This window comes from Photobacterium andalusiense, from assembly GCF_900185625.1.
In the GTDB taxonomy this organism is placed as follows: Bacteria; Pseudomonadota; Gammaproteobacteria; order Enterobacterales; family Vibrionaceae; genus Photobacterium; species Photobacterium aquimaris.
On the sequence record NZ_FYAJ01000001.1, the window covers coordinates 760,781 to 773,464 of the forward strand.

Sequence of the window (12,684 nt, forward strand, 5' to 3'; positions counted from 1 at the left end):
CGGTATTAATTAGTCATTGAAAAGACAGGAATTACATTGAGTCAGTCGAATCAAACTCAAGCAGACGTGTTAAATAATGAAAAAACATTAAAGTCTGCGATTAAAGATTGCATGATGCGCGATCGTTTTCGTCTACACAAACGTGTACAAGGCGCATCAAGAATTAAAAATGAAAAATCAAAGCATGCAGTATTTGATGAAATTGCGTTAGATATTGCTAAATCAATGCAGACGGTAGAATTACGCCGCAATCACCGTCCTAAAATTATTTATCCTGCTCAGCTGCCCGTTAGTCAGAAAAAAGACGAGATTGCAGAAGCGATTAAACACAACCAAGTGGTTATTGTAGCGGGTGAAACAGGTTCAGGTAAAACCACTCAATTACCTAAAATCTGTCTAGAACTTGGTCGTGGTACTCACGGTATGATTGGTCATACTCAGCCACGTCGTCTAGCTGCGCGCTCTGTTGCAACGCGTATTGCCGAGGAAATGGAGTGTGAACTGGGTTCGCATGTCGGCTATAAAGTACGATTTAACGATCAAGTCTCTGAGCGCAGCCACGTTAAGTTAATGACTGACGGTATTTTGCTGGCAGAGATTCAGCACGATCGTTTTTTAAGTCAATATGACACCATCATTATCGATGAAGCTCACGAACGTAGCCTTAATATCGACTTTATCATGGGTTACTTACGTGAATTATTGCCTAAGCGACCAGATTTAAAAGTTATTATTACCTCGGCAACTATCGATCCTGAGCGTTTTTCAAAGCACTTTAATAATGCACCTATTATTGAAGTATCAGGGCGTACTTTCCCAGTAGAAGTGCGTTACCGTCCTGTTGTTGAAGATGGTGATGATACCGATCGCGATCAGCTTGATGCTATTTTTGATGCAGTTGATGAACTGTGCGATGAAGGCATGGGTGATATTCTGATCTTCATGAACGGTGAGCGTGAAATTCGTGATACCGCTGATGCATTAGAAAAGCGTAATTTACGTCATACTGAAATTTTGCCGTTGTATGCGCGTTTATCAGCCAATGAACAAAATAGGGTATTCCAATCGCATAATGGTCGTCGAATAGTTCTTTCGACCAACGTAGCGGAAACCTCTTTAACTGTACCTGGCATTAAATACGTTATCGATCCTGGTACTGCGCGTATTAGTCGTTATAGTTACCGCACTAAAGTACAACGTTTACCGATTGAGGCGATTTCACAGGCTAGTGCAAATCAGCGGATGGGTCGTTGTGGTCGTGTGCAAGAAGGTATCTGTATTCGTTTGTATTCAGAGGATGATTTCTTATCACGCCCAGAGTTTACCGATCCAGAAATTCTACGTACTAACTTAGCGTCAGTTATTCTTCAAATGACAGCAATAGGTTTGGGTGATATTCAAGCCTTCCCATTTGTTGAAGCGCCAGATAATCGCAATATTCAAGATGGTATTCGTTTACTTGAAGAATTAGGCGCAATTAACCCTAAAGCAACTGATCCGCGTAAGCGTTTATCTAATCTTGGTCGTCAGTTAGCACGTTTGCCTATCGACCCGCGTTTGGCGCGTATGGTATTAGAGGCGCCTAAAACAGGCTCGTTACGTGAAGTAATGATCATTGCTTGTGCGTTATCTATTCAAGATCCACGTGAGCGTCCATCAGATAAAAAACAACAATCAGATGAAAAACACCGTCGTTTTTACGATAAAGATTCTGATTTTGTTACGTTTGTGAACCTGTGGGATTACATTCAAGAACAACAGCAAGAATTATCTAATAATCATTTCCGTCGTTTGTGTAAAAAAGAATACTTAAACTATTTACGTATTCGTGAGTGGCAAGATATTTATTACCAAGTTAACCAAGTCGTTAAAGAGCTTGAGTTAAAAATGAACGGTAATGAAGCCAGTTATGATGGTATTCATATCGCATTGTTGAGTGGCTTGTTATCGCATATCGGTATGAAAGATCAAGAGAAGAATGAATATCAGGGTGCGCGTAATGCTCGCTTTAATATCTTTCCAGGATCGGGTATTTTCAAGAAACAGCCGAAATGGGTAATGGTGGCTGAACTGGTTGAAACCTCACGTTTATGGGGGCGAATTGGTGCCAAAATTCAGCCTGAATGGGTAGAACCGTTAGCCGAGCATTTGATCAAGCGTAGTTACAGTGAACCGCATTGGGAGAAAAAATCAGCCGCAGTACATGCGTTTGAAAAAGTCACTCTTTATGGCATTCCGGTTGTAGCTAAACGTAAAGTTAACTACGGCAATATTGATCCCGCGTTATCACGTGAAATCTTTATTCGTTCAGCATTAGTTGAAGGAGATTGGGACACTAAGCATAAGTTTTATCAACAAAACCGTAAGCTATTGCGTGAAGTTGAAGAGCTTGAGCATAAATCTCGTCGCCGTGATATTTTGATTGATGATGATGAGTTGTTTAATTTTTACGATCAGCGTATTGATTTAAAAGTTACCTCTGGGCGTCATTTTGATAGCTGGTGGAAAAAAGCGTCAAAAGAAAACCCTGAACTGCTTAACTTTGAACGTGAAATGTTGTTCCGTGGTGATGCAAGCCATGTAACAGATCTTGATTATCCTAACTTCTGGCATCAAGGAAACTTGAAGCTTAAATTAAGCTATCAGTTTGAGCCAGGTGAAGATAACGATGGTGTGACGGTTCATGTACCACTAGCGATTTTAAACCAAGTGAAGCCTGATGGCTTTGATTGGCAAATCCCTGGTTTGCGCCATGAACTCGTGGTTGCGCTCATTAAATCATTACCTAAAACGTTACGACGTAACTTTGTTCCAGCACCTAATTATGCCGATGCATTTCTTGCGCGTGTTAAGCCAATGGAGATGCCATTACTAGACGCATTAGAGAAAGAACTGAAACGAATGACGGGTGTGACTCTTGTTCGTGAAGATTGGAAATTAGACCAGATCCCTGATCACCTTAAGATCACTTATCGCGCAGTTGACCATCACAATCGTAAGCTACGTGAAAGCAAAGATATTTATGGTCTAAAAGATAACCTCAAAGAAAAAGTACAAGAGACCTTATCGCAAGTTGCTGATGATGACATTGAACAAGAGGGTTTGAAGACGTGGAGCTTTGGTGCGCTACCTGAGCGTTACCAACAAAAGCGTGGAGGCTTTGAAGTTAAAGCGTTCCCTGCGTTAACAGATAACAAAGATTCAGTTGGTATCAAACTGTTTGAAACCGAAGAAGAGCAACACAACGCAATGCAAGCAGGTCAACGTCGTTTGATTTTATTAAACGTACCGTCACCGATTAAATACTTGCACTCAAACTTGCCAAATAAATCGAAGTTAGGTTTGTATTTTAACCCATACGGACGTGTGCTTGATTTAATTGATGACTGTATTGCGTGTGGCATTGATAAGCTGATTGAACAAAAAGGCGGTTTAGCGTGGCAGCCAGAAACTTTTGAAGCATTGAAAGAATATGTTCGTGCAGAGCTTGGCGATACTGTAGTTGAAATCGCTAAGCAAGTAGAAGAAATTCTAACAACGGCATTTAATATTTCTAAGCGTTTAAAAGGTCGTATTGACTTACGAATGGCGTTTGCAATGTCAGATATCAAAGCTCAAATTGAGAGCTTAATATTTAAAGGCTTTGCAACTGAATGTGGCTGGAAGCGTTTACCTGATATTTTACGTTATATGCGTGCTATTGAGCGCCGTATGGAAAAATTGCCGATTGATCCAAATAAAGATCGGGTACATGTTCTGAAAATAGAATCAGTAGTTAATGAATACAAAGAGCTGTTAAATAAGATTCCGAAAGGGCAGCCGGTACCTGATAAAGTCAGAGAAATTCGCTGGATGATAGAAGAGCTACGGGTGAGTTTCTTTGCTCAACAGTTAGGAACACCGTATCCTATTTCTGATAAGCGAGTTCGTAATGCCATTAATGAGTGCTAGACACTTAATTTTGTAGCAATACAAACCCTATAAATGAAAAGGCCGATGCGATAACCGCATCGGCCTTTTGTTTTTGGGGGAATATGCTTAATTAGTGCGTTTGTGTTGCAATTTTACTCTTTATTGATGGTGATGCTTGAGCTGCTTTTTTCTCAAACCGATAAATCCACAAGTAAGCTAATCCTGCAAATACAGCTGTCATAAACACATTGATAAAGAATGCCTTAACAAGATCGACACCAGGAGGGAAAGCAGAAGCTGTCATGCTTACGATGAAGATAACGATCAGTACTGACACCATACCCATGCCAAATAGACGCGAGCCCATACGGAAATCACGTGGAGTATCATCATGTTTAAGACGGAATACAAAGTAAGCTACCATAATAAAGATCGGTGGTAACATTGCAGTACCCGCAGTTAAGTTAATTGCTGTACTCATCATTTCTTGAACTGACTCTGAGCCAAATCCGTTAGCAATTAGCATCACTAATACAAACCCAAATTGCCACCAAGCCGCACGTACAGGGACACCGTGTTTATTAAGCTGAGTTGTTTTTTCACCGTATACTCCTTCAGGAATTTCTGAAAAGTGAATTTTAACCGGTGCTGCAGTCCACATCATCATCGCACCAAACATAGCAATAAACAGTACGATACCAACAAAACGACCGACTAATGGCGCTGAAATATCAAAGTAATGTGCCATGCCAGTAAAGATTTCAACCATACCGCCAGAGTAAGTTAAGTCGCCTCGTGCAACAAATACGTTAACCAATAAAGAGCCAATGGCGTACATACTACCAATAAGTACACCAGCAGCAATGATCACTTTAATAAATGACTTCTGACCACCTTTGACATCGTTTAAGTATGCGGCTGCAGTTTCTGCGCCACCAGCAGCTTGGAAAATCCAACACATAATGCCCAATGTTGCCCAATTAATGGTTGGGGTCATGGCTTCTAAAGAGATTGGTTCTGCTGGTGGTGTATCACCGTTTAATGCCATTAAGGCACCAATAACGTAAATGGCAAAAAGAGCGAAAACACCATAAGCAACGATTTCTGAAATCTTACCGAGCCAAGATGCACCTTTGGTTGAGATATGGGTAGCGGCGGCAAATAAAACAATCGAAATCATCGATGTTACCATTGGCGAGAACGCATATTCATAGCCCAGCATTGCATAAGATGCATAAGCAATAACGTTAGGTAACAATGAGATAAACCAGAATAGATTTACAAACCAGTATAAAAATGAACCCATGTAAGCCGCTTTGGTACCTAGCGGTTGTTTGATCCAATCATACATACCTGATTCAGAGTTTTTATTGGCAGAGACAAATTCAGCAATGATGAAAACAAAAGGAATGAAATAAACGAGTGTAGCAAAAAGAAAAATGGGTGCTGAACTTAACCCTAACTCGATGTTGTTATTAACGATATTACGGACATTGAATACTGCTGCAAATGTCATAGACAATAGAGCAAACTTTCCAATCGTACCGCGCATAGATTCAGACATAATATCCTCCGTTGAATCATTTCCATGATAACTCTGGGTAGCAATGAATGTGTTATCAAAAGTTGCGAGAAAGAAACTACTAACTTAATGGTGTTAATGCCATCAACTTAGTTAACATGGAGTGAATTTTAGTAAAAGTTTTACTAAAATATAGTGACGAAAAGCTTTTCCTTTAACTTGGTCACAGTTTGCTGTTGATTGAATGTCGACAATGTGATCTTAGTTAAGAGTTGTTATTAAATTATCAATAGCCCACAAAAATGCACAAAAAATGAATCATTTATTACGGTTAATTCTATTTTTTATTATTAATCAAGTAATTAAATTTATTTAAACACTAGCGGGAAGGTATGTTATTTACAGTTGTTATTGTGAGTGAGGTTATTATTTTAAATCCAGTTGCGAAGGTTTAATATTTAGATGATGGAAGATATGACAAAATAACAACCATAAAAAAAGAGCGAAAATTCGCTCTTTTTTGAAGGAGGTAATCAGTGTTGATTAACGTTCCCAGTATGCTTCTTCTAAGCAATCTTCACGTTCAGGTAAACCATGAGAAAGGCGAGGTGCGTGTTGAATTAGCACTTCGTAACTTACGCGGTTTGAGTATTGGCAAATTTGAGAGAATGAAGAGTACGATAAAAACTGTGCAGTATGCTTTGCAGAGTTAGGCACATTAATTTTATGGAAACGGTTTGCTGACATATCATGCAATAGCGCAGAAAGTGCAGCATCACCAGCGCCGTTGGTGTTTTTGATTTCCATTGGGCCACCAAGGTAAGGGGCAATATGTGAGTAAACACGAATAGGGTTTTCACAGTCTGCTTTTGCCATTGGACGGCTGAATTCATATTTATTAAATTCAGGAATTTGACCTGGCAATAACGGCAACGTTGACTCTCGTTTTAGCTCATCATCAGTGTAACCAGCCATATAAAGACCAGCAGGGCCAGCAGTACACAATACCATATCAACCCATTCTAGTGCTTTATCAGCAGCCATTAGTGGATCTGTTTCGCCTGTAAGTGCTTCGGCTTCTTCTTCGTTCATTGCGATACACGTAACGTGTTCTTTGATGAATTCAATCCACCATTCACGTTTGTCTTCAATAACGTATTTAGTGCCAAGAGTCAGTACTACCGGTACATTATTCTTTTTAGCAAATTCAATAGCTTTAAGTGCTGCATCTTTCATTGGGTCGGTAGGTTTACCGCGAACCAAATAAGAAGAAAGTACTAGAGCAGAAGCTTGCTTAAATGCACATTCAGGAATGCTATCAGGACGTAGCTGATTCATTTGACCTTCATTGATCGCAAACGTACGCTCACCATCTTTGGTGATCAGCGTATAACAACGACCAATAGGCCCACATACAGGCTGTAAGTAGTCAAGATCAATACGGCTAGAAGTATTACAAAGGTAACGGTAAGCATAAGATCCAATTTTAAGATCCTTGCTCATTACGCCAAGTAAAATTGATTTATCATCAGCTAATACAGAATAGTTATGTAACGTATTACCTATTGTATCACCAGGGTACTCATGGCTGATTAATTTACGATCTTTTAATTCTTGATACAGCAGTTCCGCTTTATCTTCATCAAGAACTAATGAGTGGCCTTTACTTAGAGCATGTCTGGCTAAAAAGTCGTCATCGACACGGGCTTCAATATCAACAATCGTTTGGCCGACGCCAACAAGATGTGATTTAGCTAATGGGTTTTCTTGTTGAATTTGAACAACCAATGGATCGCGAGCATTGACAGGGAAGTAATGCTTTGACTTACGTTGACCAGGAAATTTCATGTCTAAAGGCTATAGAAATAAGGGATTTTGATTCATTCTATCATAAAAATGAGAGACAAATCTCACTTCTTTGATGTTCTTACATTGAAATAGATTCTTTTGCCGTTTTTTTAAACGACTTGTTCAAAAAGCTACGCGCAGATACCAATAAGGTAAGTTTAATGGTGTTTTTATTGTTCAATTCGTATGGTTTATTGGTAAATAATAAGAGGACATTTATTGCTATGACTGGTTATTACAATCAATTTTTATAAAAAAAGCCGCATAAGCGACTTTTTTGTTTAAAAACGATAAATTTAGTTTAAGCGTTTGAGCTCTTGTTGTGCACTTGTGCCACCAACAGGGCGGTTAACAGAAATAGAACGGCCTTTTTTCATGCCTTTTTCGTAATCATCTGTTAATGCTTTCATTGCTTCTTGAAGTTGCTTTTTAAACGTTTCACGATCTAAATTTTCAAACTGTTTATCGATATAGTTGGCCATACGTTGGTCATGATCATCATCAGTATTTAATACGGGTAACTTTTCTAATGCGCCTTCAAGCCAACCAGCGAGAAAGGATGATACGCGACGCGTTACTTCTGCTGTGCTTGTACCGGTACCAGCAAAGCTATTACGGAATTGACCTGTTTGTTGATTCATTTCACGGTAAACAATATCAAAGGCAAAGGCTGCAAAAATAGCACGCTCAGCAGTTCCAATAAACTCAGCTTGTTTTAACCCTTTATAGTTAGTTAGAACGCACTCAACCCCAAAACGACGATTAATACCACGAATGATTTTTAGAATTTGTGAACTAATATCTGTTGGTAATAGTGTTTTTGATTTGGTTTTGCCCATCTTAATGAATTCAATATCGTCTTTTTCTAGACCATATTTGAGCATGAGGCGGTGAGCCATACGAATGGCTTGGGCGGCTTCGTTTACATTTGCTGAGTTACCCAACTCAAGGCATTTTGCAATTTTCTTGAGGGCCTTTCGCTTCTGTTCTGACATTAAACATACTCATGACTAAAAGAGGGCACATATTTTACCGCTTTATGACCTCATTCTACAAGTATGGAATTGTGATAACTGCGAGAATTGATATTAATTGCGATAGGGGATTGATAATTAGTCGTAAAAATTGAATGTAGAGAGTAAAAATACGTCAAAGGTAAAAGGGTTTAGGGTTGGTTATTAGAATATTGGACAAGTTGAATTATCAATGTTAAGAATGGTTATTCGACGATAAGGATATCATTTAAGCGTTTAAAGTTATTGTAAAGAGTAATTATATGAACAAGAAAGTGATACTTTTTGATATTAATGAAACGGTTCTAAACTTAGGTACTTTACAATCAAGATTTCAGGCAACGTTTGGTCGCGAAGATGCGCTGTCGTTATGGTTTTCCAAGTTATTACATCTTTCTACGGTTTGTATTACAACAATGGTGAAAAGCGATTTTGCTGAGTTAGCCCGCATTACTCTTGATACGATTGCTGCTAGTTATAAGGTTCAACTAACAGAAGATAAACGAACAGAGCTTGTTGGCGCTTTCTCAAACTTAGCGGCTTATGCTGATGTAAAGCCTGCTCTTAGTAAATTGCGTCAACATGGTTTTAAAGTGGCTGCTTTATCCAATTCATCATTAACCCTTATTACAACACAAATAGAAAATGCTCAATTAACAGATTATTTCGATGAGATTATTTCAGTAGAAGAAACGGGAAGTTTTAAACCTGATCCTGTTGTTTATGAATTTGCAGCTCAAAAGCTACATCAACCAAAAGAACAATTATGTTTAGTCGCAACCCATGATTGGGATACACATGGTGCATTATCGGCAGGTTTAAGTGCTGCATATATTGATAGAACAGGTGTGCCGTATAATCCGTTATATTTAAAGCCCAAAATGAATTCAAAGTTAATGATGAATCTTGTTGATATGATCATTGCAGATCAACAATAGCGTAACCAATTCGACTATAAGTAAACAAATAACAGTTGTTAGGAGTTAATATGACCAATCAATATGTCCCACCACAACAATGGAAGTTTGATAATAATAATGGTGGTCAGTGGGCACAGATTAATCGCCCAGTGTCAGGTGCAACGCATGATAAAGAACTACCGATCGGTAAGCATCCATTGCAGCTTTATTCTATGGGTACACCGAACGGGCAAAAAGTAACAATTATGCTTGAAGAGTTATTAGCAGCTGGAAAACTGGATGCAGATTATGATGCCCATTTAATTAATATTTCTGAAGGCGACCAATTTTCATCTGGCTTTGTTGATATAAACCCTAACTCTAAAATTCCTACTTTAGTTGATCATTCAGAAACCCCTGCCGTTAATGTATTTGAGTCAGGTTCAATTCTGGTTTATTTGGCTGAAAAATTTGATTTTCTGTTACCTCGCTCAGGTAATGATCGTGTGCAAGTGATGAATTGGCTATTTTGGCTACAAGGTTCTGCACCTTATCTTGGTGGTGGTTTTGGGCATTTTTACGCCTATGCGCCACAAAAATTTGAATACCCGATTAATCGTTTTACGATGGAAATAAAACGCCAGTTAGATGTACTTGATAAACAACTAGCAAATAATCAATATATCGTAGGTAATGAATACAGTATTGCTGATATCGCTATTTGGCCTTGGTATGGCAACCTTGTATTAAACTCTTTGTATAATGCTGGTGAGTTTCTTGATGTGGCAAGCTATGTCCATGTTCAACGTTGGGCAACAATGATACTTAATCGACCCGCGGTACAAAGAGGACGAATCGTAAATCGAACTTGGGGGGAAGTGTGGGAGCAATTGCCCGAACGTCATACTGCTCAAGATATTACTGATGTATTGTCAAACAAACCATAAGCACTCTAGAATAGCCATTAATATAAATGGCTATTCTTAGGTCTATTTTATTACAGTTTGTTTACGACTGGTTTTGCTGGAGCGCTGTTACATAAATACGCATTGGCAAACATGGTTACTGAACTTGAGAAATCAAGTGACTGGTAGAGATAGATTGTATCTCCACCTAATTCAGCAGCCTTACTACGCATTTGATTTAATGTTCCCCAAACCATATCTTTATCAGCATGGAACCAGTAATCATAAAAATGACCTTCAGAGCCATATACTATTCCTAAGCGTTGACAATTCTCTATTGCTTTTACATCATCCCAAATCACATTGACTTGATTAGATTCAGATGTAGGAAAAGTAACACAGCCGCTTAATAGTAATGTTGAGGCTAACATTGAGCTAACCAGAATGTTTTTCATGTAAAGTTCACGAACAAAATAAATGTCGCGCGAGTGTAAGTAAAACAGTGAAACTGGCAAGCAAATAAAATCAGTAGTTAGACAGATATAACATTATTATTGCACGATCTTGATGCTATGTGCTGGTTAGTCTTATAAACGAATACTTAATCAAATGATGTTATTTATTTGTAGGTGATTTTTTAACTGTATTTTTGAGTAATAACATAAAATTTTTAAAGTAAGGCATAAAATCTATAAAGAGAGGATGCTTGCGGTTTGCCATTAATATTGGACCTAATAACCGTAATGAAACACCTATTTTTGTTGCTTGAACTTCCTCTAAACCGCTATTTTGTTTTAAATTATCAATGATATTAAACAGGTCTTCTCTATCTTGAAATTCAAATTGAATTGTTTTTGGAATGGCACTTTTAGGCTGTAATTCTTCAATAGTAATGCGATAACCATTTTCGTGAGTATTTTTATCAGACATAAATAAAATCCTATTTGAAATAAACATTAACGTAGTTGATAATGTCAACTATAAGGCAGTGTGATTGACATTGTCAACTACATAAAGGAAGGATAGGAGCTAGTTATGGTTAACAACACAACCTTAGATAATTTATTTCAATTGGTACATGCATTAAAACGGCAATTACATCAACAGATTGAACAGCTAAATCTTGATATTACACCAATGCATGTACGTGTGATTAAAATAATTAATAACATCACACCTTGCACAGCAATCGACATAGCAACAGTATTAGATCGTGATAAAGCACAAATTACACGTTTACTTAGCACGTTAATAGATAAAGGATTTATCAGTAAAGCACCGAACCCACAAGATAAGCGTAGTTCATACTTGTGCGTGACGAATAGCGGTATAGAAATTATAAAAAAATTAGCGGATATAGATTTTGTGTTGCAAGAAAAAATAACTCACAATATTAGCATTGATGAGATTGCACTATTTCAACAACTAGCAAAACAAATGATCCATAATCTTCGTGAGTAATAATCAGCTTGTTGTTGAACGGCAGCCTTTGCATCATACTCAATGTATTTTCAATCACAAATAGCAGATAAATGACTTCTTCATACCATAATATTGATGTGCCTTTTGACTATCGCCATACCTGTTGGTTCTGTGGTGAGCCGTATTTTGACAGTTATGCATTTATGGCTGTTCCAAATTATGATAATCAAACTTTACCGATTATGTTGCCATGTTGCCAAGAGTGCTTTAGTTTTGCTAATGCGGTAAAGGTGAGTAGTTTAGATTTACTGCGCGACAAAGTGAAACAACAGCTCCATAAGAAATATCATAAACATCTACAGATTGGTGTTAATTGGACCAAAGAAGAGCTTGAATCGTCAGAAATGGATGGTAAAGCGTTAGAAGGGTTTCGTATTAGCGGATGGAAGATGTTTGAGATAGCTAAAGAGCGAGTGAACTACAGCGGTTGGCCGATTTATATTGATGGGTTACCTTGTTACGATGTAACTACAACATTTCAGTTTGAATATGATGGTATTATTTATACCAGTTTAAATCATGCCGTAACTCAATTAGCAGCTTTATATGCTATTCCACAGCCATATCTTGAGCAGGTGGTTGAGCTGGTTGGACGTGAAAAAATGACTTATGCCTTACGTTTTTGTAAAACAACTTACGGCTATTCGCCAGCAGAGCGAGAATCAAGTCTAGCTAGTTTACGGGCATTATTAGCAGAAGAACAAGCAAACGCGTTACCACATCGACATTCTACAACTGCACAACGGGATATTGCTTTAGTTGAAATTAAAGAATTAATATTATATCGCACTATGATTGCACCACATGCCATTCAATGGGCGTTAAGCCGTGGAATTCAAACATTAGCTGAATTAGCTGAGTATGAAGAGGTGTTTTTTGAACATTTCAGTAAAGAATCAGAGCTTACTGCTTTTACTTATTTCAATGGATTACAGATTTATTTTGAAAAACGCGAATTAGAGCCGTTATGGGCTCAAAATGATGATCCTAATCGAGCACTATTTCAGTAAAGCTGCAAAATAAAAAAGCCCGCTATTCTGTTAACGTCTTATGAGTAACGGCAGATAAAAGCGGGCTTGTTTGTTTAATTAGCTAGGTGGGAC

General features: G+C 38.0%; 10 protein-coding genes. 5 read left to right on the plus strand and 5 right to left on the minus strand.

The genetic code is table 11. The features are described from left to right. The first annotated feature begins 66 nt into the window (after positions 1 to 66). Positions 67 to 3,951, plus strand: a complete 3,885-nt coding sequence (gene hrpA / locus PAND9192_RS03450) for an ATP-dependent RNA helicase HrpA (RefSeq protein ID WP_370738376.1) — start codon at positions 67 to 69, stop codon at positions 3,949 to 3,951. A 91-nt stretch (positions 3,952 to 4,042) separates the two neighbouring features. Here hrpA and PAND9192_RS03455 read toward each other — a convergent pair whose 3' ends face one another. The 3 genes from PAND9192_RS03455 to PAND9192_RS03465 all read right to left on the minus strand — a co-directional run bounded on the left by PAND9192_RS03455 (position 4,043) and on the right by PAND9192_RS03465 (position 8,277). Further along, positions 4,043 to 5,476 (minus strand): amino acid permease, encoded by a 1,434-nt coding sequence (locus tag PAND9192_RS03455; RefSeq protein ID WP_087852546.1) that lies wholly within the window; start codon positions 5,474 to 5,476, stop codon positions 4,043 to 4,045. 501 nt (positions 5,477 to 5,977) lie between these two features. Then, positions 5,978 to 7,282 (minus strand): inosine/guanosine kinase, encoded by a 1,305-nt coding sequence (locus tag PAND9192_RS03460; protein WP_087852547.1) that lies wholly within the window; start codon positions 7,280 to 7,282, stop codon positions 5,978 to 5,980. Between the two features lie 296 nt (positions 7,283 to 7,578). Continuing rightward, complete coding sequence (locus PAND9192_RS03465) at positions 7,579 to 8,277, minus strand: DUF2786 domain-containing protein (RefSeq protein ID WP_060998017.1); 699 nt, start codon at positions 8,275 to 8,277, stop codon at positions 7,579 to 7,581. Positions 8,278 to 8,558: 281 nt separating this feature from the next. Between PAND9192_RS03465 and PAND9192_RS03470 the strand changes: the two genes are divergently transcribed. Together PAND9192_RS03470 and yghU are read left to right on the plus strand one after the other, a co-directional pair. Continuing rightward, entirely contained in the window at positions 8,559 to 9,233 is a 675-nt protein-coding gene (locus tag PAND9192_RS03470) for a haloacid dehalogenase type II (RefSeq protein WP_087852548.1), read from the plus strand. A gap of 50 nt (positions 9,234 to 9,283) precedes the next feature. After that, on the plus strand, positions 9,284 to 10,141 hold the full coding sequence (gene yghU, locus PAND9192_RS03475; protein ID WP_087852549.1) for a glutathione-dependent disulfide-bond oxidoreductase: 858 nt from the start codon (positions 9,284 to 9,286) through the stop codon (positions 10,139 to 10,141). A gap of 50 nt (positions 10,142 to 10,191) precedes the next feature. Here yghU and PAND9192_RS03480 read toward each other — a convergent pair whose 3' ends face one another. Continuing rightward, positions 10,192 to 10,554, minus strand: a complete 363-nt coding sequence (locus PAND9192_RS03480) for a DUF4156 domain-containing protein (RefSeq protein ID WP_087852550.1) — start codon at positions 10,552 to 10,554, stop codon at positions 10,192 to 10,194. Between the two features lie 160 nt (positions 10,555 to 10,714). Next, positions 10,715 to 11,029, minus strand: coding sequence for a DUF3861 domain-containing protein (locus PAND9192_RS03485; protein ID WP_087852551.1), 315 nt, complete (start codon positions 11,027 to 11,029; stop codon positions 10,715 to 10,717). Positions 11,030 to 11,134: 105 nt separating this feature from the next. Between PAND9192_RS03485 and PAND9192_RS03490 the strand changes: the two genes are divergently transcribed. Both PAND9192_RS03490 and PAND9192_RS03495 read left to right on the plus strand, forming a co-directional pair. Continuing rightward, positions 11,135 to 11,560 carry a MarR family winged helix-turn-helix transcriptional regulator gene (locus PAND9192_RS03490; RefSeq protein ID WP_087852552.1) on the plus strand — a complete coding sequence of 142 codons (426 nt, stop codon included), beginning with the start codon at positions 11,135 to 11,137 and terminating at the stop codon, positions 11,558 to 11,560. A gap of 71 nt (positions 11,561 to 11,631) precedes the next feature. Next, positions 11,632 to 12,591 carry a hypothetical protein gene (locus tag PAND9192_RS03495; protein WP_087852553.1) on the plus strand — a complete coding sequence of 320 codons (960 nt, stop codon included), beginning with the start codon at positions 11,632 to 11,634 and terminating at the stop codon, positions 12,589 to 12,591. The last annotated feature ends 93 nt before the right edge of the window (positions 12,592 to 12,684 follow it).